This is a genomic window from Streptomyces sp. NPDC056486, from assembly GCF_042795295.1.
Classification (GTDB): domain Bacteria; phylum Actinomycetota; class Actinomycetes; order Streptomycetales; family Streptomycetaceae; genus Streptomyces.
Map to the genome: position 1 here is coordinate 1 of NZ_JBHTSF010000001.1, position 21,436 is coordinate 21,436.

Sequence of the window (21,436 nt, forward strand, 5' to 3'; positions counted from 1 at the left end):
GTTCGAGTGTGGCCGTGGTGCCCACGAAGTCGAGTACGGCGTCCACGCCCACGCCGTCGGTCCGCGCCCGCAGCACCTGAGCGGTGTCCTCGCGCAACAAGGTGGCGACGTGTGCGCCGCACCGGTGCGCGAGCGCGAGGGCCTCGTCGCGGATGTCGACGGCGAGCACACGACTCGGGGTGGTCGCGCGCAGGATCTGGACCGCCAGGTGGCCGAGCCCGCCGACGCCGATGACCGCGGCGGTGGTGCCTTCGCCGAGCGCGTGCCGCAACCCGGCGATCGCATGGAAGGACGTCAGGCCCGCATCGGAGAGCGGTGCCGCCTGGTCGGCGGGAAGATCGCCGATCGGCACGAGATGACGGGCGGACGGGACGAGCACGCACTCGGCCATCCCGCCGTCCCTGCCAAGACCGGTTCCGTGCCAGGACAGTTCGCCGCGCCGGTCGCAGTAGTTGTCCCTGCCCGCGGCGCAGTGTGCGCAGGACCCACAGCCCCACGGGCCGTGGACGACGACGCGATCACCGATACGCGTGCCGTCGGCAGCGGGTCCGATGGCCGCGACGTGTCCCGCGACCTCATGCCCGAGGGTGAACGGCAGGCGGTAGGGGAGCGTGCCCGCTGCCGCGTCGACGACGTGCACATCCGAATGGCAGAGTCCGGCGGCTTCCACCTTCACCAGAACCTCGGCCTCACGCGGCACCGGTCGCGGTACTTCGTCGAGCAAGGGTTCCCGTCCCCATGCCGTGAGCCGCACTGCCCTCATGTCCACCGCCGCCATGTTCACCGTCCAGGCTCTTGTCAATCCGACGCGACGCCGGTCACGGTAACAGAGACGAAGTCAGTTCAGTATCAAGTCATGGGTGAGGAGACGCAGATGAACAGCGATGCGCGGCAAGCGGTCAGGTTCGAGGGCAAGGTCGCGATGGTGACCGGGGCCGGCTCGGGGATGGGTGCGGCAGTCGCACGGCAGTTGGCCGCCGAGGGGGCGCGGGCCGTGGTCCTGGCCGACGTGAATGCCGACAGTGCCAAGGGTGTTGCCGAAGGGATCGGCGCCGCGAGCGCGGTCCCGCTCGACGTCGCGGACGCGGCCGCGGTCGACACGGCGGTCGAGGACGTCGTGAGGCGGTACGGACGCCTCGATGTGCTGGTGCACGCAGCCGGTGTCGACGACCCGGAGGCCAAGCGGGAGATCGCGGACGCTCTTGCGGCGGGCCGTCAGCCGGAGGTGACGGACCGGCTCGGGGATGCGGCCTGGAGTCGCGTCCTGCGGATCAACCTGGACGGGACCTTCCATGTGCTGCGCGCCGCGGTGCGGGCGATGCGGCCGGTGGGGGCGGGGGCGATCGTCGTCATCGGATCCTCGTCCGCCTTCGACACCCCTGTCGGCTATCCGCACTACGCCGCGTCCAAGGCGGGCGTGCACGCCCTGAGTCAGGCCGTCGCCAAGGAGGTCATCGCCTCGGGGGTCCGGGTGAACGTGGTGGCGCCGGGACCGACGGAGACCGGCATGGCCGCGCGGACGCCGCCTGAGCTGCGCAGCGGATTCGCCGACCCGCGCGTGCGCCCGTACGCGACGCCCGAGGAGATCGCCGACATCGCCCTGTTCCTGGCGAGCGACGCGGCCGCGAACCTGGTCGGCGCCGTACTTCTTGCCAACGGCGGCCGTTTCACCAGCTGACCCCCAGCTGCGAAACAACCGGTGCAGAGGTCTTGCCTGCTCGGGGCACGGCTGCTTACCGTTCGTGAATTGAGTTCAGTTCGTGTCAAGTAGTACCAAGGTGCGGGGCGTGTGGGCGCCCGGCACGAGGAGACGGTCGACGTGGATCAGTTTCTGCTCGTCCTGGTGAGTGGACTCGCCAGCGGCGCGGTGTACGGCCTGATGGGCCTCGGGCTTGTGATCATTTATCGGGCGACGGACGTGGTCAACTTCGCCCTCGCGAGCCTGGCGACCCTCGGGCTGTACGGCGCGTTGACGCTGTACGACCGGGGACTGCCGCTCGTTCTCGCCGCCGTGGCCGCGATGGCGGTGAGCATCGCGGTCGGCCTGGCCGTCCGGGAGACGGTGATCAGGCCCCTCGCGCAGGGGGAGTTGCTCTCGGCGCTCGTCATGACCATGGGCGTCTCGCTCATCGCGGAGAGCGTCATCAGCACGATCTGGGACGACCAGCCACGGCTCTTCCCGAGCCTGGTGGAGGGATCCGTCTCGTTCGGAGGCTCGGCGATACCGGCGCAGAGCCTGCTGACCATCGCCGTGGCGGCGGTCGCGATGGCGCTGGTGGCGTATCTCTTCGGACGCACCACCATCGGCTCCGCCATGCGCGCCGTCGCCGAGTCCGCCGACACCGCGCAGATCCTCGGCCTCGGCTCGCAGCGCATCGCTCGGATCGCCTGGGCGCTCGGCCTCGGCCTCGCGGTACTGGCCGCGGTCCTCTACGCGCCCCGGGCGGGGCTCATGCCCACCGTGCTCAGCGCACCGCTGTTCCGAGCCTTCGCGGGGATCTTCCTCGGCGGCCTGACCAGCATGTACGGCGCCGTTATCGGCGGCCTGACGGTCGGTGTGCTCGACAACCTGGCCGCGAGCTACGTCTCGGCCGGATACCGGGACACCTTTGTCTTTACGTTCACCATCCTCGTGCTGCTGATCCGCCCCCAGGGGCTGTTCGGCGTGCGCACATTCCAGCGGGTCTGAAGGAGCGGTCCATGCCTTTCGTCACTCGGTCCCACCTCGGCAAGGTGATGCTCGGGCCGCTGGTCGCGGCCGCGCTCATCGTGTTGCTGAGCTCCGGGGCCGTGCCGCCGTATCAGGCCTACTCGGTGGGGCTCGCGGCCGTCTACACCGTCCTCGTCCTCTCGGTCGGCCTGCTCGCGGGCTGGTCCGGCATCTGGTCGATCGCCCACCCCGCGTTCTTCGCCCTGGGCGCCTACTTCGCGGCCTACGGCAGCGGGCACGGCTGGTCGGTGGAGCTCGTGCTGCTCGGCGCGCTCGGCTGCAGCGCCGCATTCGGGGCGTTCCTGGGGAGCGCCGGGGCCCGGTTCTCCATGCTGTACGTCGCTCTGCTCACCCTCGCGTTCACCATGGTGGCGATGGAGGTGATGGGTCAGTGGATCAGCGTGACCGGCGGGGACCAGGGCCTGCCGGTGGAGGGGCTGCACAGCGCCCTGGGCCTCGGCACGCTGGCCAGCGCCGGAACACAGGCGCAGTACATAGCCGTGGGTGTGGCCGGGGTCGCGCTCGCCGTGGCCGCACTGGCGCGGCCCACCGCCCTGCGGATGCGACTGGTCGCCGCCAAGTCCCACCCGATGGCGGCGCGTTCGATCGGTATCGCGCCGGAGATCCAGTCGGCGCTCGCCTTCTCGGTCAGCGCCGCGTTCGCGGCCCTTGCGGGGGTACTGCTCGCCCTGGTCGTCGGATTCGTCAGCCCCGACCCGTTCTCGCTGGCACTGGCGATCTCGCTGATCGCCGCGTGCGTCCTCGGCGGCGCCGGAACCCTGCTGGGAGCGGTCGTCGGCGGCGCGTACCTGACCTGGGCGCCCACGGCCGCCGAGAGTGCGGGAGTACCACAGCCGATCCTTCAGGGCGTCGTGCTCATCGCCACGCTGCTGTTCCTGCCGGGCGGAGTGGTGCTCTTCCTCGCCCGCATGGCCCGCCGCCTCCTTCGGCGTCCCACGCCGCAGGTCACGGCCGCCGCGGAACTCCCCGATGAGCCCGTGCAGCCGGCGCCCCCGCCCGGGGCAACGGCGCCCGAAGTACTGAGACTTGATGATGTGGCGGTCACCTTCGGTGGTCTCAAGGCGCTCGAAGGAGCATCCCTGACCGTGCGGGCCGGCGAGACCCTCGCGATCATCGGCCCCAACGGCGCGGGCAAGACGACGCTCCTGAACGTCCTTTCGGGGCTCGTCGGGGGCGGACGGGTCGCGGGCGGAGCCAGCTTTCATGGCAAACCCCTGCTGAAGGCGCGTGCCACAGCGCGCCGACGGATCGGCATCGGCCGCACTTTCCAGCACGCGGAGACGTTCCCCGAACTGACCGTCCTGGAGAACGTGCTCTGCACCCGGCGCCGCATCACGGCGGAGCACCGCGCCAGAGCCACGGAACTCCTCGACGACGTCGGCCTCGCCCATGTCGCGGACCGTTATCCGGCCGAGTTGCCGTTCGGCCTGCACAAGCGCCTCGACCTCGCCAGGGCGCTCGCGGAGGAGCCCGAACTGCTCATCCTGGACGAGCCGTTCGGCGGCCTCGACGCCACCGAACGCACGCTGCTCGCACGGCAGATCGTGCGGCAGCAACAGCGCGGCACGGCCGTCGTGATCATCGACCACGTCCTCGACGACCTGTTCGCCGTCGCCCACCGCGTGGTCGCCTTCGACTTCGGCAGGCCGATCGGCGAGGGCGAGCCCGGCAGGATCCTGGAGGATCCCCGGGTGCGGTCCTCCTACCTGGGCGAGGGCGGCGCCCGGAGCGAGCCCCCGCCGCGGCAGGTCACCGAGCGCGTCGCCGTCCAGCTCACCGGTGTGGACCACGCCTACGGCGGGATCACCGCCCTGCGCGGGATCGACCTCGCCGTCGCGCGGGGCAGCGTCGTCGGTGTTGTGGGAGCCAACGGCGCGGGCAAGAGCACGCTTGGCCGCATCCTGCACGGCACACTCGCGCCGACCCGCGGCGGGCGTGTGGTCGACGGCGAGCTGCGCAGCGCACTGGTGCCAGAGGGCCGCGCACTGTTCAAGACGCTCTCCCTGCGGGAGAACCTGGAGGTCGCCGCGTACGCCGCGGGCATCAAGGGGGCGGACCTGCGGGCGAGGCTCGCGGAGACCGGCGAATGGCTGCCGCCGCGGCTGCGCGAGCGGATGGGCATACCCGCCGCCGGGCTCTCCGGGGGTGAACAGCAGATCCTGGCGATCGCCCGGGCCCTGATGGCAGGACCCGAACTCCTGATCGTCGACGAGCCCACGCTCGGGCTCTCCCCGGCGATGGTCGACGAGGTGTACGCCCGCCTCGGCAGGCTTGCCCGCGAGGGCATGACGGTCGTACTCCTCGAACAGTCGCTCGGCCGGGCCGCGTCCGCCGCCCACGAAGTGGTCGTGCTGCACGACGGCCGCATCGCCACCCGTGGCGAGCCCGCCGACGCCGTGTTCCTCGCCCACGCCGAGCAGGCCTACTTCGACGGCGAAGAGGACGCTCCCGTGGCCGCCGCACAGGGCTGATGCGGACAACCGATAGCTGGCTCGAGGAGAAGACCCCATGCACCAAGAAGGTGTTGACCTGCTCGTCATCGGCGCGGGCATGGCCGGCCTCACCGCCGCAGCCCGAGCAGTCCGTGACGGCCTTTCCGTCGTGGTCGTCGAGGTCGCCCCGGACGTGGGCGGCTCCGCGCGATACGCGGGTTACGCATGGACCGCGCCCGACCGGGAGATCATGGACCGGCACAACCCACGGGGAGAACGCGTACTCACACACGCCCTGGTGGACCGGTTCGACGACGGCATCTCGTGGATCCGGTCCCTGGGAGTGGAGGCCAAGGGCGCCCAGGCCGTTCTCAGCTTCGGCCGCGGCCACCAGTTCGACACCAACCACTATGTCGACACCTGCCGCCGGCTGATCCTGCGGGGCGACGGCGAGTTGCTGCTCGAGACCGGGACCGAGCGCCTCGTCGTCGAGGAGGGCACCGTGGTCGGCGCCGACGTGCGCCGTGCCGACGGCGGACGCCGACGCGTGCGCGCCACGACCACCCTCATCGCCACCGGAGGCTTCCAGGGCGACGTCGGCCTGCGCACCGCCCATGTGCACCCCCACGCCGACCGTATGCAGCTGCGCTCCAACAGCCGCAGCCGAGGTGGCGGTTACCGCCTCGCCACCGAGGTCGGCGCGGCCACCGGACCTGACGACGCAGGCTTCTACGGCCACCTCATCCCCAGCGGTATCCCCTTCGCCGACCCGGCGGACTTCGTCGACATGTCGCTGTACTACAGCGAGCACGCCCTGCTGTTCAATCTGCGCGGCGAGCGGTTCGTCGACGAGACGCTGGGCGACCATCTCACCGCCATGGCCCTCCTCGACGAGCCCGAGAGCCGCGGCCTCCTCATCGCCGACGCCCGGGTGTTCCGCGACTGGATCGTCGGCTCGTACGTCGAGGGCGCCGTGGCCGTCGACAAGTACGCCATCGCCGACAAGCGCGGCGGACGTGTCGGACTCGCCGAAGACCTCGACGAGCTGGCCTACCTCCCCGAGGAGTGGGGCTACGAGGGCGAGGTCGTTCGCGACGCCGTCAAGCTGTTCAACGAGCAGGCCGCGGCCGGGGTGGAGCCGGGTCCTGGCCGGAAGCTGGACCGCCTGCCGCTGGACGAGCCGCCGTACTACGTCATCGAGACGACACCGGCCATCACGTTCCCGTTCCACGGCGTGCGCATCGACGACAGGGCCCGCGTCCTGGGCGAGGATGCCCGCCCTCTTCCAGGGCTCCTCGCCGCTGGTTCGGACACCGGCGGCCTGTGGCACCGCGCCTACGCGGGCGGCCTCGCATCGGCCCTCGTCTTCGGACTGACGGCCGCGGAGACCGCCGCCGCGTCGGCGCCCCACGGCTCGGCCTCCTGAGCCCACCACCACACGAGCACGTTGGAGATTCCATGCACCGCCGTCACCCTGAGATCGACCCCCAACTGCTTTCCGAAACCGAGGAACAGCGGGAACTGCGCACCGTCCTGCGGGACTTCTTCACCGAAGTGAGCGGACCCGAGGATGTCCGCAAGCACCTGGCCACTCCGCGCGGACACGACGAGGCCGTATGGGCGCGGCTCGCGGGCGAGATCGGTGTCCACGGCCTCGCGATCCCCGAGGAGTACGGAGGGTCCGGCTTCACCTTCGCCGAACTCGCCGTGGCACTGGAGGAGTCCGGGCGCGCGCTGTACTGCGCGCCGCTCCTGCCCACCGTGGTCCTCGCCGCGCACGCCCTGCTCGGCAGCGGTGACCGGCAGGCGTGCGCGCGCTACTTGCCGCGGATCGCCGACGGTACGCTCACCGCGACCGTGGCCGATTTCCACGACGAAGAGCCCGGGATCAGCGCCGAGCCCGGCGCCGGGGGCCCGGTGCTGCGCGGAGCGGCGGACTTCGTGCTCGACGGCGCCGGCGCGGACCTGATCCTCGTACGGGCCCGGACCGCCGAAGGCCTGCGGCTGTTCGCCTGTGAGCCCGTCCCTGACACCTGCGTGCGCACCCCGCACCGCGTCCTGGACGAGACGCGCCGCCAGGCACGGGTGGAGTTCCACGGCGCGCCCGCCACGCCCGTGGGGGAGTCGGGCGATGTGACGGCGGCACTCGACGCGGGGCGGGCCGCGCTCGCCGCCGAGCAGGTGGGCGGAAGCGGCCACGCCCTGGACGCGACGGTCGAGTTCGTGGCGCAGCGCCATCAGTTCGGGCGCCCCATCGGCTCCTTCCAGGCCGTCAAGCACCGTCTTGCCGATGTGCTGGTCGCGCTGGAGGCGGCGCGCTCGGTGTCCTCGTACGCGACGGCCTGCGTGGCCATCGCATCACCCCAATTGCCGGTGGCCGCCAGTGCCGCCGCCGCGGTCTGCTCCGAGACCTTCCGCCTGGCGACGGCGGAGTACGTCCAGCTGCACGGCGGGATCGGCTTCACCTGGGAGCACCCCGCCCACCTGTACGTGCGCCGGGCACGCGGCAGCGAGGTCCTGTTCGGTACGGCGGACCGGCATCGGGCCCGAATCGCCGACCTCATCGGCCTCGCACCGCCGTCCGCCGCCTGAACGGAAGCAGAGCCGCATGACGCCACGCACCTCAGCCACGCTCGCCACCCCGTTCACGCTCGGCGGCCTCACCCTCCGCAATCGGCTCGTCGCCACCGCACACGCCACCGCCGCGGTGGCCGACGGCGCCCCCACCGAGGCCGACGCGTCCTACTGGCGGCGTCTCGCGCAGGGCGGCGCCGCCATGGTGATATCCGGCGGCACCGCGGTGGCGCCCGAGTCGACCCTGCCGCAGCGCTATCTGACCGAGGCTTGGCGCCCCGAGATCAAGGACGCCGTACGCCGCCGGGCCGAAGCCATCACCGACGGCGGCGCCATCGCCTTCGCACAGCTCGTCCACCTCGGCCGCGAGACCCTGGGCGCCGGCACGTACTTCGCGCCGGTCTCCGCCGCCGCCGTCCGTTCGCCGCGTGAGGCGACCGCACCCCACGCGCTGAGTGCCGAAGAAGTACGCGATGTCGTCGACGCGTTCCGCGTCTCGGCGGCCAACAGCGTGCAGGCCGGCTTTCACGGCGTCGAACTGCACGCGGGCCACGGCTATCTGCTCGCCCAGTTCCTCTCCCACGTCAACAACACCCGCGACGACGAGTACGGCGACCGGATCACCCTGCTCGCCCAGGTGATCGACGCGATCCGCAGCGAGATCGGTGAACTCCCCATCGGCGTAAGGGTTTCGGTGGAGCCGGGCGAGGACTCCGGGCTCGGCCTCGACGACCTGACCGAGCTGTTGCCCCGCCTGTACGCCGCCTCGCCGTTCGCGTACGTCAATGTCACCACCGGCGTCCGCAACACCTACGTCCCCGGCATGGCCACCACCCGCCCGCCGCTCCTTGAGTCCGTGGGCCGGCTGCGCGCGGCGGTCGCGCTGCCGTTGCTGATCAGCCAGGGGTTCCGGACGGTCGCCGACATCGAACGGGCGCTGGACACCGGCGCCGATCTGGTCGGCATGGCACGCCCGTTCATCGCCGACCCGGACTTCGCGCGAAAAGCGGTCGCCGGCGACGAGCGCTCCATACGACCCTGTACGGACTGCAACGAGGGCTGCCGGACCTTCGAGCCCACCGGATCGTGCTCGGTGAACCCCGAACTCGGCCCGCCGGGAGCCACGGCCCGCCCGGCCGTACCCCTGCGGCTCAGCCCTTCGCAGCTCACCCGGCCCGGCTCCCGCAGCGGCCCCGTCGCCGTCCTCGGCGCGGGCCCCGCGGGCATGGAGTGCGCGATGAGGATCGCTCGCACCGGCACGGAAGTCCTCGTCATCGACCCCGCTCGGAACGTCGGCGGTCAGGCACGTCTCGCCGCCCGCGCCGCGCACCGCTCCGGCTGGCAGAAGATCGTCGACCACCAGCGCGACCAGCTCGCCGACCTCGGCGTCCGCGTCCTCCTTGAGACAACGCCGACGTCCGCCGAACTCGCCCGGTACTCCAGGATCGTGCTCGCCACCGGCGCCCGGGAGGCGGCCGTGCCCGTGCCCGGGGAGCTGGGGACCCTCACCAGCACGGACTTCCTCCTCCGGTACGCCGACGTGGTGCCGCACGCCCCCAGGATCGCCGTCCTCGACGACGGCTTCGGCTGGTGGCAGGGCGTCAGCGCCGTGGAGAGCGCACTGGCGGCCGGGGCCCGTGAGGTCACGGTCATCACGCCCGGCCACGGTTTCGCGACAGGTCTTTCGCCGGAAAACCGCACCCAGTTGCTGAACCGGCTGTCCGGAGCGCCGCTGCATGTCGTCGTGATGAGCACGGTCGTGGCTTCGACCGGGGACGGGCTGCGACTGCGTCACGTCATGGACGGCCATGAGTCGACCCTGCCCGCGGACCTGTTGGTGACGGTCGGCGAACGCCTCCCGCACCGCCCCGACGTCACGCCGGCAGACGGCCAGAGCGTCCACGCCGTCGGCGACTGTGTCGTACCGCGTCGCATCGCCCACGCCATGGCGGAGGGACGCGCTGCGGCGGAGGCCGTCGGGGCCGAACCCTTCTAGCGAGTCTCCTCACCAGCAGTGAATCCCCTCATCAAAGAAGAAGAGAGGCAGCAATGGCGCGTCGCATAGTGATATGTGGTGGCGGTTCCGCCGGGGGTGTCCTGGCCGCCCGGCTCAGCGAGGACCCCACCAACACCGTCACACTGCTCGAAGCGGGCCCTGATTACCGCACCCCGCAGGAGACCGCTCCGGAGGTGCTCGACGCCGACCGGATCGGGTTCACCACCCACGACTGGGGCTACGCGTCGACCGACGATGTCGCCGAGGCCGACAGCGTCCCGACGTTCGGGGTCGTCGAGCAGGGAGTCGTCCCCGTCCTGCGCGGCAAGGTCATCGGCGGCTCCTCGTCCGTCAACGCCGCCAACGCCCTGCGCCCCACCCCCGAGGACTTCGCCCGCTGGACAGGTCTGGGCAACGACCGCTGGTCCTGGGAGCAGGTCCTGCCGTACCTGAAGAAGTTGGAGGACGACCCGGTCGGCGGAGACCTGCACGGCACCGGTGGGCCCGTGCGCATCACGCGCTTCACCGAGGGCGACGGGCTGCGCCCCGTCGGGTCCGCGTTCCTGGACGCCTGCGCGCAGGCAGGCCACCCCGTCCGCCAGGACATGAACGGCGTGGCGCGACGCGGCGCGGGGCCGCTCCCGCTCAACCGCAAGGACGGCGTCCGACAGAGCACGGCCATTGCCTACCTCGGTCCTGCCCGCGACCGCGACAACCTCACCGTCATCGGCGAACAGACCGTGGACCGGGTCGAGTTCACCGAGGACGGCACCGCCCGCGCGGTGGTCCTGGCCGACGGCGCCCGCCTGGAAGCCGACCTAGTCGTTCTCGCCGCCGGAGCCATCGGCAGCCCGGCGATCCTGATGCGCTCCGGCATCGGCCCGAAGCGGCTGCTCGACGAGCTGGCCGTTCCGGTGGTGCGGTCCCTCGAAGGCGTGGGCCGCAACCTCCGCGACCACGCGATGGTGTACGTCACCTACGCGGTGGACGAAGAGGCCGTCGGTGAGCTGACGCCGCCCCTCCAGACCGTGCTCGCCTTCCCCTCGGGCGGCGTCGACAGCGGGGGCGAAGTGGACCTGCACGCGGTGGTGCTCACACCGGAGCCGGGAGTGCTGCTCGTGCCGCTCGTCCTGTACCGCCCGTACTCGCTGGGGCACATGGAGATCGCCTCCCGCGACCCGCAGGCCCCGCCGCGCATCCGGCTCGGCCTGTTCGACCATCCCGACGACCTGCGCCGCATGGTCTCGGGTATCCGCGAGACCCGCAGGATCATGGAGTCGGGCCCGCTGGGAAAGTACGTACGGGCAGAGACATGGCCGGGGCCGGACGTGACCTCCGACGCCGACCTGGTGCGGGTCGTCCTCCAGGGCAAGAACACCTGCTGTCACGCCGTCGGAACCTGCGCCATGGGCGGCGAGGGCACCCCCACCGCTGTCGTCGACCAGAAGGGCAAGGTGCACGGCGTCGACGGGCTGTACGTCGTCGACGCGTCGATCATGCCGGACATCCCGGCGGAGCCGACCAACACCACCGTGATGATGATGGCCGAACGCTGCGCGGACGAACTGCGAAGGAACGTCTGACCGTCGACGCCACGACACAGCCGGCCGCCGGACCCGGCCATCCGGCTGTGTCGTATGCGATCAGCCCTCGTACACGTAGAAACCGCGCCCGCTCTTACGCCCCAGATGCCCGGCGGCCACCATGCGCTGGAGCAGCGGGGGAGCGGCGTACAGGGGTTCCTTGAACTCCTCGTACATCGAGTCGGCCACCGCCTGCGCCGTCTCCAGACCGATCAGGTCGAGCAGCCGCAGCGGTCCCATCGGGTGGGCGCAGCCCAGCTCCATGCCGTTGTCGATGTCCTCGGGACGGGCCGCGCCGGACTCCACCATGCGGATCGCGGCGAGCAGATAGGGCACAAGCAACGCGTTGACGACGAACCCCGACCGGTCGCGCGCCTGGATGACCTCCTTGCCGAGCAGCTCGGCGGCGAACTCGCGGGCGCGGGTCAGCGTGTCGGCGCTGGTGGTCAGGGCCGGAATGACCTCGACCAGTCTCTGCACCGGTACGGGGTTGAAGAAGTGCAGGCCCACGACGCGGGAGGAGCGGCCGGTGGCCACGGCGAGGTCGACGACGGGGATCGAGGAGGTGTTGGTGGCCAGGATCGCGTCCGGGGCGGCGATCACCTTGTCCAACTGCCGGAAGATGTCGAGTTTCACCTCGCGGTTCTCGGCTACGGCCTCGATGACGAACTGACGGTCGGCGAGATCGCCCAGATCATGGGTGAAGGAGAGCCGGGCCAGGGCCTGATCGCGCTCGGCCTCGGTGAGCTTGCCGCGCCGCAACCCCCGGTCCAGGGACGCGACGACGCGGGCACGGCCCGCGGCGGCCGGCCCCGGGGCCGACTCGGCGACGGTGACGTCGAGGCCGCGCAGGGCGGCGACTTCGGCTATGCCGGAGCCCATGAGGCCGCACCCGACGACGCCGAGGCGCGAGATGTCAGACATGAAGATCCTTCCTGAAGGTGGTAAGAGGCGGTAAAGGGCAGTAACCGGCTCGCGGTGTCAGACATTGCGCCGGTAGGCGCCGCCCACCTCGAAGAACGCCTCGGTGATCTGCTGGAGCGAGCAGACCCGCGCCGCGTCCATCAGCACGGCGAAGACGTTCTCGCCGCTTGTCGCGGCCCGCCGGAGGTCGGCGAGGGCGGCGCGGGCCGCGTCTGTGTGACGGGTCTGGAAGTCGTGGACGCGGGCGAGCTGGGACTGCTTCTCCCGCTCCGTGGCGCGGGCGAGCTCGACCGAGGCCGGGGCCGCGTCATCGGTGTGCGGTTTGCGGAAGGTGTTGACGCCGATGATCGGCAGCGTTCCGTCGTGCTTTCGCTCCTCGTAGAGCATGGACTCGTCCTGGATGCGGCCCCGTTGGTAGCCCGTCTCCATCGCGCCGAGCACACCTCCGCGCTCGCTGATCCGCTCGAACTCGGTAAGGACCGCTTCCTCGAGGAGGTCGGTCAGCTCGTCGATGATGTACGAGCCCTGCAGCGGGTTCTCGTTCATGGCGAGGCCCCACTCGCGGTTGATGATGAGCTGGATGGCGAGCGCCCGGCGCACGGACTCCTCCGTGGGCGTGGTGACCGCCTCGTCGTAGGCGTTGGTGTGCAGGCTGTTGCAGTTGTCGTAGAGCGCGATGAGTGCTTGCAGCGTGGTGCGGATGTCGTTGAAGTCCATCTCCTGGGCGTGCAGGGAGCGGCCCGAGGTCTGCACGTGGTACTTCAGCTTCTGGCTGCGCTCGTTCGCCCCGTAGCGATCGCGCATTGCCACGGACCAGATGCGGCGGGCCACCCGGCCGAGCACCGCGTACTCCGGGTCCATGCCGTTGGAGAAGAAGAACGACAGGTTGGGCGCGAAGTCGTCGATGTCCATGCCGCGCGCCAGGTACGACTCGACGTAGGTGAAGCCGTTGGCCAGCGTGAAGGCGAGCTGGCTGATGGGGTTGGCCCCGGCCTCGGCGATGTGGTAGCCGGAGATGGAGACCGAGTAGAAGTTGCGTACGTCCTGCTCGATGAACCACTCCTGGACGTCGCCCATCATGCGCAGGCTGAACTCCGTGGAGAACAGGCAGGTGTTCTGCCCCTGGTCCTCCTTGAGGATGTCGGCCTGCACGGTGCCGCGCACGCTGCGCAGCACGTGCGAGCGGATCTCCCCGGCCCGCTCGGCGTCCGGGGCGTGGCCGTGCTCGGCGGTGTACGCGTCGAGCTGCTGGTCGATCGCGGTGTTGAGGAAGAAGGCGAGGATCGTCGGTGCGGGACCGTTGATCGTCATGGAGACCGAGGTGGTGGGAGCGACCAGATCGAAGCCGTCGTAGAGCGCCTTCATGTCGTCCAGCGTCGACACCGAGACGCCCGATGTGCCCACCTTGCCGTAGATGTCGGGTCGCGGGTCGGGGTCGCGGCCGTAGAGGGTGACGGAGTCGAAGGCCGTGGAGAGGCGGGTGGCTTCGCCGCCGCGGGAAAGGAGTTTGAAGCGCCGATTGGTACGGAACGGATCGCCCTCGCCCGCGAACATGCGCGCAGGATCTTCGCCCTCCCGCTTGAAGGGGAACACCCCGGCCGTGAACGGGAACGAACCCGGCAGATTCTCCGCGCGCAGAAACCGCAGCAGCTCTCCGTGGTCGGTGTATCGCGGCAGTGCCACCCGCGGAATCCGGCTGCCCGAGAGTGACGCGCCCACCAGGCGGGTGCGCAGCTCCCGGCCGCCTGCGGTGACCACCAACTCATCACCGCTGTACGCCTGTACCGTCCGGGGCCAGTCCGCCAGCGCACGGTGGGCGTTCTCGTCGAGCCGTTCCCGTGCCCCGGTGAGCAGTCGATCGATGTCATCGGTCGGTGCTCCCACGCCTGCCAAATCCCCATGTACCGCGACCAGTTGCTGCACCCGCCGGGCGGCCTCGGTCTGGTCGTGGGTGTGTGCGTGATACGTGCGCACCGTTTCCACGATGTCGGCCAGATAGCGCGCCCGCTGCGGGGGCACGATCTGTGCCGCGCCGCTGGAACGGCGCACGGACACCTCGGGCAGCGCCCCGGAGCGGACCGGCATCCCCCGCTCGGCGAGCAGCCCGCGCAGGTGCTGGTAGAGCGCGGTGACGCCGTCGTCATGGAAGGTCGCCGCGCTGGTGCCGAACACCGGCATGTCGTCGGGCCGTGAGCCGAACGACTCGCGATTGCGGACGAGTTGGCGTCCGACATCGCGCAGAGCGTCCTCCGCACCGCGCCGCTCGAACTTGTTGATGGCGACGACGTCCGCGAAGTCCAGCATGTCGATCTTCTCGAGCTGGGACGCCGCACCGAACTCGGGCGTCATGACGTACAGCGACACGTCGGCGAAGGGCACGATCGCCGCGTCGCCCTGACCGATGCCGGGAGTCTCGACGACGACCATGTCGTAGCCGGCTGCTTTGCACGCGGCGATCGACTCGCCGAGCCCTTCGGGGAGTTCGCCGCTGCCCCGGGTGGCCAGTGAGCGGAAGAAGATCCGGTCCCCGTCCAGCGAGTTCATGCGGATGCGGTCGCCGAGCAGAGCGCCCCCGCCACGCCGCCGTGTCGGGTCCACGGCAAGCACGGCCACCCGTAGCGCATCGCCCTGGTCGACACGGATCCTGCGTACGAGCTCGTCGGTGAGCGAGGACTTTCCCGAGCCGCCCGTGCCGGTGATGCCGAGCACCGGAACCTGGCGCGCGGCGGCCGCCTTCTCGATGGCCCGGAGGTCCGCGTCCGGCACCGTCCCGGCGGCGGCTCCGGACAGCAACCGGGCCAGCGCGGGTCGTTCACCGGCAAGCACGCGCCCGGCCTCAGCGGGCGCCTCTTCCCAGGGCGCGGTGTCGCACGCCTCGATCATCGACCGGATCATCCCCACCAGGCCGAGCCGCTGCCCTTCGTCCGGCGAGAAGATCCGTACGCCGGCCCGCGACAGCCGGTCGATCTCCTGCGGCACGATCACCCCGCCGCCTCCGCCGAACACCCGCACATGCCCGGCGCCGCGCTCGCGCAACAACTCCACCAAGTACTCGAAGTACTCGATGTGACCGCCCTGGTAGGAGCTGACGGCCACCCCTTGGACGTCCTCCTCCAGTGCGGCGTCCACCACTTCGCTCACGGAGCGGTTGTGCCCGAGGTGAATCACCTCCGCGCCCTGGGCCTGCAGAACGCGCCGCATGATGTTGATCGACGCGTCGTGGCCGTCGAAGAGGCTCGATGCGGTCACGAAGCGGACGGGGTGCCGCGCGGGCATGTGCACTCCAGACTGCCCCGACCGCGTCGGCAGGGGCGGATACGGGTGGATGGACGCTCTCCATACTGAACCGAAGTAGGTGCAAGTCTCAAGGAAATGATTGAAGTCAGTTCAGTTCGGTGGCAATCTCGATGCTGCTCGATGTGTCGCTCGACGCGTCGTGCAGGAGCGATTCCCGGGAGGAACGATGCTGGCCGCCAGGCTGTACGGAGCCAAGGATCTGCGGATCGAGGAGATGCCCGAACCCGATCCGGGCCCCGGCGAGGTGAAGATCCGCGTGGCGCACGCGGGGATCTGCGGAACCGATGTGCACGAGTACTTCGAGACGCCTCGTGCCACGCACGAGCCCAACCCGCTGACCGGGGCCACCCTGCCGCAGACCCTGGGTCACGAGTTCGCCGGAACCGTGGTCGCCTGCGGTGAAGGGGTCGACCGGGCGACGCCCGGCGACCGGGTCTGCGTACGGCCGATCCGCACCTGCGGGGTGTGTCCGCGGTGCACGGCAGGACTGTCCCACCTGTGTGCGGCACTTGCCGCGATCGGGGTGACCTCGCCCGGCGGCGGTCTCGCCGAGTATGTGGTCGTGCCGACCGGGTCCGTGCACCGGTTGCCCGACGGGCTCTCGCTGGAGCAGGGCGCCCTGGTGGAGCCGATGGCCGTGGCTCTGAACGCCGTGGAACGGGCTGGTGTACAGGCCGGTGGCAGCGCGCTGGTGACGGGCGCGGGCGCGGTCGGCATGGGTGCGCTGTTCGCGTTGCGGGCGAACGGCGTCGACGACGTGATCGTGGTGGAGCCCTCGCCGTCCCGCCGGGCCGCGGCGGAGCGGCACGGCGCCCGCGTACTCGATCCCGGCGCGGTGGACGTGGCCGCGGAAGTGCTGCGGCACACCGGCGGCCGCGGTGTCGATGCCGCCGTCGAGTGCGCGGGCAGGCCCGAGGTGCTGGACGCCTGCATCCGGTCCGCTGCCGCACAGGGGCGGGTTGTGATGGTCGCCCTCTACTCGGGCGCGGTCACCGTCGACGCCTCCGTCGTGCGCCTTGCCGAACTCTCCCTGCTCGGGGCGGAGGCGTATCCGGACGGAGTCTTCGAGCGGGTCATCGAGCACATGGCGGCCGGCCGCTTCCCGACGGACGGCTGGCTCGACCACATCCCGCTCGCGGACGCCGTCGCGGGGTTGCACGACGTGCGCGACGCCCGGCGGGTCAAGGTGCTCGTCGACCTCCCACCGACTCCCACTGAACCGATCTCAGTCTGAGGGTTGACAGTGGATCAGACGCTCCGCAGAATCGGAATGAATTCAGTTCAGTTTGAGCGAGAGGGATCAGAGATGGCAGTGGAAGATGAGATCCAGTTCGAGCGTGACGGCCATGTCGCCCGCGTCTGGCTGAATCGCCCGTGGAAGAAGAACTGCGTCACGGTGCCGATCCTGGACCGGCTCGACGAGATCATCACCGAGGTCGACGAGGACCCCGAACTGCGGGTCCTGGTGTTCCGTGGCCGCGGCGGCACCTTCTGCTCGGGCTTCGACCTCGACAGCCTGAAGGCGGAGTACGTCGGCAAGTCGAACGCCATCGACGTCGCGGTGAAGTCCGCGAAGGTGTGCGACCGCCTCTACTCGATGAAGACGCCGTCGGTCGCGGTCCTCGAAGGCCATGTCACCGCGGGCGGCTTCGAGATCATGATCTCCTGCGACTTCGCGATCGCCGCGGACGACGCCAAGATCGGCGACTTCCACATCCGCCGCGGACTGTACGGCGGTGCGGGCCCGATCTACCGGGTGCCGCGCATGATCGGCATCCGCAAGACCAAGGAGCTGATGCTCACCGGCAAGCTCCTGTCCGGCGTCGAGGCCACCGAGTTCGGTCTGATCAACGACCACGCGCCGACCGAGAAGCTGGACGAGACGGTCGAGGAGTTCATCTCCCACCTCACCGACAAGAGCCCGTTCACGATGTGGCTCACCAAGATGACGATCGACCGCAGCCTGGACGCCGACACCCAGTCGCTGATGGTGATGGAGCACCTCGCCGTGGGCGTGGCGCTCAACTCCGAGGACGCCGCCGAAGGCGTCTCGGCGTTCCTGGAGAAGCGCGAGCCCAAGTGGCAGGGGCGCTGAGCCGGATGACCACGGTTCCGCGGAGTCCGGCCGCCGGGCTCCAGGGCGCACGCTGCCGCGGCTGCTCGGTGGCGGTCTACCCCGCGGACGACGCGTGCCCCCGCTGTGGAGGTCCTGCCGAGCAGGCGCTCCTCGACGGCGCGGGCACGCTGTGGACCTGGACGGTACAGCGGTACGCACCCAAGTCCCCGCCCTATCAGGCACCGCCCGGCGGCTTCGAGCCGTTCGCGGTCGGCTACGTCGAGCTCGACGAGGGCGTGCGGGTGGCCGCCGTACTGGACGTCGACGACCTTGACGACATCCGGATCGGCATGGCGCTCACGGTGACCGCCGGTGAAGGCGTGCCAAGAGCCCGGCCCACGAAGACAGTCAAGGAGGGCCCATGAGCGCCGACGTGCTGATCTGCGGAGCCGCGCGGACCGTGTTCGGCCGGTCGGAGGCGAGCGGCCGGCAGTTGGCCGTCGGCGCGGTCAATGCCGCGCTTGCGGACGCCGGGATCGAGTGGTCCCGGGTGCGGGCCGCGTTCGGCGGCAGTGACAGCGCCGGACTCGCCGACACCCTCGTGTCCCAACTTGGCCTGACCGGGCTGCCGTTCATCAACGTCAAGAACGGCTGCGCCACCGGGGGCAGCGCGCTGGTCTCCGCCGTGAACGCGATCCGCTCGGGCTCGGCGGACGTCGTTCTCGCCGTGGGCTTCGACAAGCACCCACGCGGTGCCTTCGATCCGCGGCCCGAGGACTGGGGCCTGGGCGAGGAGTACGGCAGCGACGGCCTTATGGTCACCACGCAGTTCTTCGGCATGAAGATCCGGCGCTATATGCACGACCACGGGATCACCCCGCAGACGCTCGCCCTTGTGGCCGAGAAGGCCTACCGCAACGGCGGTCTCACTCCCGAGGCGTGGCGCCGCAAGCCGGTGGCAGCTGCGGAGATCCTGGAATCCGGCATGGTCAGCGACCCGCTGACCCGCTTCATGTTCTGCTCCCCGGGAGCAGGCGCGGCAGCCCTGGTGCTCTGCTCGCCGGAGGTCGCCCGCACCCTTCAAGGCCCGTCGATCGCCCTGCGCTCGGCGGCCGTACGGACCCGGCGCTACGGCTCCTTCGAGGTGTTCAGCCCTTGGATCGCCGCGGGCGAACCGACCAGCGTCAGCAGTGCTGCCGCGGCCGCCGCCTTCGAGGAGGCGGGGATCGGCCCCGCGGACATCGACGTATGCCAGCTTCAGGACACCGAGAGCGGCGCCGAGGTCATGCACATGGCCGAGTGCGGGCTGTGCGAGGACGGCGAGCAGGAACACCTCATCGCCGAAGGCGCCACGGAGATCGGCGGCAGGCTGCCGGTCAACACCGACGGCGGCTGCATCGCCAACGGCGAACCCATCGGCGCGTCGGGCCTGCGCCAGGTCTACGAAATCGTCCAGCAACTGCGCGGCCGGGCCGGCGAACGCCAGGTGCCGGGCGTGCCCCGGATCGGCTTCACCCATGTGTACGGCGCGCCGGGCGTGAGCGCCTGCACGGTGCTGTCCCGCTGAGTTGTCCCGCTGAGCTGCCCGACTGAGTTGTCCGACTGAGTTGTCCGGCTGAGCTTTCCGGCTTGAATGGAGGTGCACGAAGAGATGAACGGCATCCCGGAACCCGAGGAGTTCCGAGCCGAGGCCCGGCGCTGGCTCGAGACGGCAGCCCCGCGACGCCCCGCCGACGAAGAGTGGGGGAGCGGCTCCGACTCCGTCGCCGTGTTCGAGAACTGGTCCGAGGAGCAGGAGCGCGCGCACACCGCCCGCACCCAGGAGTGGGAGCGCCTGCGCCACGATCAGGGCTGGGGGGCGCTCAACTGGCCGGCGGAGTACGGGGGACGCGATCTTCCCGGGTACTACGAGCAGCTCTACCGCGCGGAGGAAGCCGCCTTCGACGTGCCGCGCCGCACCGAGATCTTCCCGGTGACACAGCAACTCGTCGCCCCCGCGATCGGCATCTGGGGCACCGATGAGCAGAAGCGGCGCTGGCTGCGGCCGCTGCTGCGCACCGACGAACTGGCCTGCCAGCTCTTCTCCGAGACCGAGGCGGGTTCCGACCTCGCCGGGGTCCGCACGAGGGCGGTACGCGAGGGCGACCACTGGGTGCTCCAGGGCCACAAGGTGTGGACTTCGGGCGCCACCGTCGCGACCTGGGGCGTCGCCGTGTGCCGCACCGACCCCGATGTGCGCAAGCACGCGGGCATCACCGTCTTCCTGGTCCGCATGGACGCGCCCGGCGTGACCGTACGGCCCATCCGGCAGATGACCGGCGGCACCAGCTTCAACGAGGTCTACCTCGACGGCGTGGTGGTCCCCGACTCCGACCGGCTCGGACCGGTCGGCGAGGGCTGGCGGGTCACTCTCAGCGTCCTTGCCGCCGAACGCCTCGACTCGGGCAACCTCGGCCTGGACAACGCCGACCGGGCCCTTGAACTGGCCGGGCACCTGCCACGCCCGCTCACCGGCGGCGAACGGCAGCAGGCCGCCGACCTCTACGTACGGGCACTGGTGCAGCGGCTCATCGGGCTGCGCGTGACCGGCGCCCTCGCAGCCGGTCGCGAGCCCGGCGCGGAAGCCTCGGTCGGCAAGCTGTACGCCACCGGGACCATGCGGCGCACCAGCGACCTCGTCTCCGAACTGCTCGGCCCCCGCCTGGTCGCCGACACGGGGGAGTGGGGCACGTACGCCTGGACGGAGCACCTGCTCGGCGCGCCCGGCTACAGCATCGCGGGCGGCACCGACGAGATCCAGCACAACATCCTCGCCGAGCGCGTGCTCGGCCTGCCCAAGGAGCCCGCCCGATGAGCACGGCGACCCAGGAGACACCACTGGCGGGACGGGTCCGCGCCGGACTCGCCGGCCTGCATCCGGGGGAGCCCGTCGGGGAGTTGAAGGTCCTGCCGGGCGGCCACTCCGGACTGACCTACTCGGTCACGGCGGGGGAAACGAAGTACGTCATCAAGGCGGTGCCCGCGGGACAGCGGCCCGTCGGACGCAATGACGTGCTGCGCCAGGCGCGGGTGCTCGCCGCGCTCGCCGGGTCCGCCGTACCCGTGCCGGGTCTCGCCGTCGTGGATGAGGCCCAACCCGCTTGGTTCGCCATGGAGTTCGCGGACGGGGACGCGGTGGAGCCGGTGCTCGACGAGCCGGAGGTCGCGGAGGCGACGGCGCGGGCCAGGATGCTGGAGATCGCCTCCGTGCTCCGGCGGCTGCACGGCACCGATGTCGACGCTCCCGGGCTCGACGCGCCCGCACCGCTCGACGCGGCCGGAGAACTGGCCCGCTGGAGCCGCACCCTGCACGCGGTACCGGCCGAACTCCGCCCGGGTGGCGAGGAGCTGCTGGAACGCCTCGGCGACGACGTGCCCGGCGGCCTCCCGCCGGTGCTGCTGCACGGCGACTTCCGGCTCGGCAATGTGCTGTGCGTCGAGGAGCGCGCGGTCGCCGTCGTCGACTGGGAGATCTGGAGCGTCGGCGACCCGCGCATCGACCTCGGCTGGTTCCTGCTCTTCGCCGACCACCGCAACTTCCCCGCACTCGGACGCGCCGTGCCCGGCCTGCCCACCGAACCGGACCTGCTCGACGCCTACCTCGACGGTCGCCCCGCGCTGCCCGCCATGGACTGGTTCCGGGCCCTCGGCCGCATGAAGATGGCCGCGATCATGGGCCACAACCTGCGCCGGCACCGCGAGGGCAAACACCACGACCCGGACCAGGAGCGACTGCCGCCCACCATCGCCGCGATGATCCGCACCGCGCGCGACATCCTCGGCTGACCCCAGAACCACAACAGG

The 21,436-nt window shown here is 70.8% G+C and carries 16 protein-coding genes; 13 read left to right on the forward strand and 3 right to left on the reverse strand.

Going from position 1 to position 21,436, the window contains the following annotated elements; translation table 11 throughout:
- The coding region (locus tag ACFQ7F_RS00005) for an alcohol dehydrogenase catalytic domain-containing protein (protein ID WP_383263595.1) at positions 1–724 on the reverse strand (724 nt) is incomplete at its 3' end.
- 132 nt (positions 725–856) lie between these two features.
- Here ACFQ7F_RS00005 and ACFQ7F_RS00010 point away from each other — a divergent pair.
- The 7 genes from ACFQ7F_RS00010 (at position 857) to ACFQ7F_RS00040 (ending at position 11,316) form a co-directional block, all read left to right on the forward strand.
- The gene (locus ACFQ7F_RS00010; RefSeq protein WP_383263598.1) at positions 857–1,678 is read left to right on the forward strand and encodes an SDR family NAD(P)-dependent oxidoreductase; all 822 of its coding nucleotides are present in this window, start codon (positions 857–859) and stop codon (positions 1,676–1,678) included.
- A 141-nt stretch (positions 1,679–1,819) separates the two neighbouring features.
- Positions 1,820–2,689 (forward strand): branched-chain amino acid ABC transporter permease, encoded by an 870-nt coding sequence (locus tag ACFQ7F_RS00015; RefSeq protein WP_383263601.1) that lies wholly within the window; start codon positions 1,820–1,822, stop codon positions 2,687–2,689.
- 11 nt (positions 2,690–2,700) lie between these two features.
- A complete protein-coding gene (locus ACFQ7F_RS00020; protein WP_383263603.1) occupies positions 2,701–5,202 on the forward strand; it encodes an ATP-binding cassette domain-containing protein in 2,502 nt (833 codons plus the stop codon).
- A 37-nt stretch (positions 5,203–5,239) separates the two neighbouring features.
- Positions 5,240–6,589 (forward strand): FAD-binding protein, encoded by a 1,350-nt coding sequence (locus tag ACFQ7F_RS00025; protein WP_383263606.1) that lies wholly within the window; start codon positions 5,240–5,242, stop codon positions 6,587–6,589.
- 32 nt (positions 6,590–6,621) lie between these two features.
- A complete protein-coding gene (locus tag ACFQ7F_RS00030) occupies positions 6,622–7,755 on the forward strand; it encodes an acyl-CoA dehydrogenase family protein (RefSeq protein ID WP_383263609.1) in 1,134 nt (377 codons plus the stop codon).
- A gap of 16 nt (positions 7,756–7,771) precedes the next feature.
- Complete coding sequence (locus ACFQ7F_RS00035; RefSeq protein ID WP_383263611.1) at positions 7,772–9,733, forward strand: FAD-dependent oxidoreductase; 1,962 nt, start codon at positions 7,772–7,774, stop codon at positions 9,731–9,733.
- 53 nt (positions 9,734–9,786) lie between these two features.
- Positions 9,787–11,316: a GMC family oxidoreductase gene (locus tag ACFQ7F_RS00040; RefSeq protein ID WP_383263614.1), complete on the forward strand. Its 1,530-nt coding sequence runs from the start codon at positions 9,787–9,789 to the stop codon at positions 11,314–11,316.
- A 60-nt stretch (positions 11,317–11,376) separates the two neighbouring features.
- Here ACFQ7F_RS00040 and ACFQ7F_RS00045 read toward each other — a convergent pair whose 3' ends face one another.
- Both ACFQ7F_RS00045 and icmF read right to left on the reverse strand, forming a co-directional pair.
- The gene (locus ACFQ7F_RS00045; RefSeq protein WP_383263616.1) at positions 11,377–12,240 is read right to left on the reverse strand and encodes a 3-hydroxybutyryl-CoA dehydrogenase; all 864 of its coding nucleotides are present in this window, start codon (positions 12,238–12,240) and stop codon (positions 11,377–11,379) included.
- A gap of 57 nt (positions 12,241–12,297) precedes the next feature.
- Positions 12,298–15,516, reverse strand: coding sequence for a fused isobutyryl-CoA mutase/GTPase IcmF (icmF, locus tag ACFQ7F_RS00050; protein WP_383263619.1), 3,219 nt, complete (start codon positions 15,514–15,516; stop codon positions 12,298–12,300).
- A gap of 187 nt (positions 15,517–15,703) precedes the next feature.
- On the opposite strand from icmF, the gene ACFQ7F_RS00055 reads away from it, so the two are divergent.
- The 6 genes from ACFQ7F_RS00055 to ACFQ7F_RS00080 all read left to right on the forward strand — a co-directional run bounded on the left by ACFQ7F_RS00055 (position 15,704) and on the right by ACFQ7F_RS00080 (position 21,418).
- Entirely contained in the window at positions 15,704–16,771 is a 1,068-nt protein-coding gene (locus tag ACFQ7F_RS00055; RefSeq protein WP_383263622.1) for a 2,3-butanediol dehydrogenase, read from the forward strand.
- 72 nt (positions 16,772–16,843) lie between these two features.
- Positions 16,844–17,632, forward strand: coding sequence for an enoyl-CoA hydratase/isomerase family protein (locus ACFQ7F_RS00060; RefSeq protein ID WP_383263625.1), 789 nt, complete (start codon positions 16,844–16,846; stop codon positions 17,630–17,632).
- A 5-nt stretch (positions 17,633–17,637) separates the two neighbouring features.
- On the forward strand, positions 17,638–18,018 hold the full coding sequence (locus ACFQ7F_RS00065; protein WP_383263627.1) for a Zn-ribbon domain-containing OB-fold protein: 381 nt from the start codon (positions 17,638–17,640) through the stop codon (positions 18,016–18,018).
- Positions 18,015–19,160, forward strand: coding sequence for a thiolase family protein (locus ACFQ7F_RS00070; protein ID WP_383263630.1), 1,146 nt, complete (start codon positions 18,015–18,017; stop codon positions 19,158–19,160). Before ACFQ7F_RS00065 ends, ACFQ7F_RS00070 begins: the two co-directional genes overlap by 4 nt.
- Positions 19,161–19,244: 84 nt before the next feature.
- On the forward strand, positions 19,245–20,447 hold the full coding sequence (locus ACFQ7F_RS00075; RefSeq protein ID WP_383263633.1) for an acyl-CoA dehydrogenase family protein: 1,203 nt from the start codon (positions 19,245–19,247) through the stop codon (positions 20,445–20,447).
- Complete coding sequence (locus ACFQ7F_RS00080; RefSeq protein ID WP_383263636.1) at positions 20,444–21,418, forward strand: phosphotransferase family protein; 975 nt, start codon at positions 20,444–20,446, stop codon at positions 21,416–21,418. The genes ACFQ7F_RS00075 and ACFQ7F_RS00080 overlap by 4 nt, the downstream gene beginning before the upstream one ends.
- Positions 21,419–21,436 lie beyond the last annotated feature (18 nt).

Bases quoted from the DNA above. Each gene is read 5' to 3' on its own strand.
- ACFQ7F_RS00080 (WP_383263636.1), top strand. From the start codon at position 20,444: ATGAGCACGGCGACCCAGGAGACACCACTGGCGGGACGGGTCCGCGCC.
- ACFQ7F_RS00075 (WP_383263633.1), top strand. From the start codon at position 19,245: ATGAACGGCATCCCGGAACCCGAGGAGTTCCGAGCCGAGGCCCGGCGC.
- ACFQ7F_RS00020 (WP_383263603.1), top strand. From the start codon at position 2,701: ATGCCTTTCGTCACTCGGTCCCACCTCGGCAAGGTGATGCTCGGGCCG.
- ACFQ7F_RS00065 (WP_383263627.1), top strand. From the start codon at position 17,638: ATGACCACGGTTCCGCGGAGTCCGGCCGCCGGGCTCCAGGGCGCACGC.
- ACFQ7F_RS00045 (WP_383263616.1), bottom strand. From the start codon at position 12,240: ATGTCTGACATCTCGCGCCTCGGCGTCGTCGGGTGCGGCCTCATGGGC.
- ACFQ7F_RS00035 (WP_383263611.1), top strand. From the start codon at position 7,772: ATGACGCCACGCACCTCAGCCACGCTCGCCACCCCGTTCACGCTCGGC.
- ACFQ7F_RS00040 (WP_383263614.1), top strand. From the start codon at position 9,787: ATGGCGCGTCGCATAGTGATATGTGGTGGCGGTTCCGCCGGGGGTGTC.
- ACFQ7F_RS00025 (WP_383263606.1), top strand. From the start codon at position 5,240: ATGCACCAAGAAGGTGTTGACCTGCTCGTCATCGGCGCGGGCATGGCC.
- ACFQ7F_RS00055 (WP_383263622.1), top strand. From the start codon at position 15,704: ATGCTGGCCGCCAGGCTGTACGGAGCCAAGGATCTGCGGATCGAGGAG.
- ACFQ7F_RS00060 (WP_383263625.1), top strand. From the start codon at position 16,844: ATGGCAGTGGAAGATGAGATCCAGTTCGAGCGTGACGGCCATGTCGCC.
- ACFQ7F_RS00010 (WP_383263598.1), top strand. From the start codon at position 857: ATGGGTGAGGAGACGCAGATGAACAGCGATGCGCGGCAAGCGGTCAGG.
- ACFQ7F_RS00070 (WP_383263630.1), top strand. From the start codon at position 18,015: ATGAGCGCCGACGTGCTGATCTGCGGAGCCGCGCGGACCGTGTTCGGC.
- ACFQ7F_RS00030 (WP_383263609.1), top strand. From the start codon at position 6,622: ATGCACCGCCGTCACCCTGAGATCGACCCCCAACTGCTTTCCGAAACC.
- icmF (WP_383263619.1), bottom strand. From the start codon at position 15,516: ATGCCCGCGCGGCACCCCGTCCGCTTCGTGACCGCATCGAGCCTCTTC.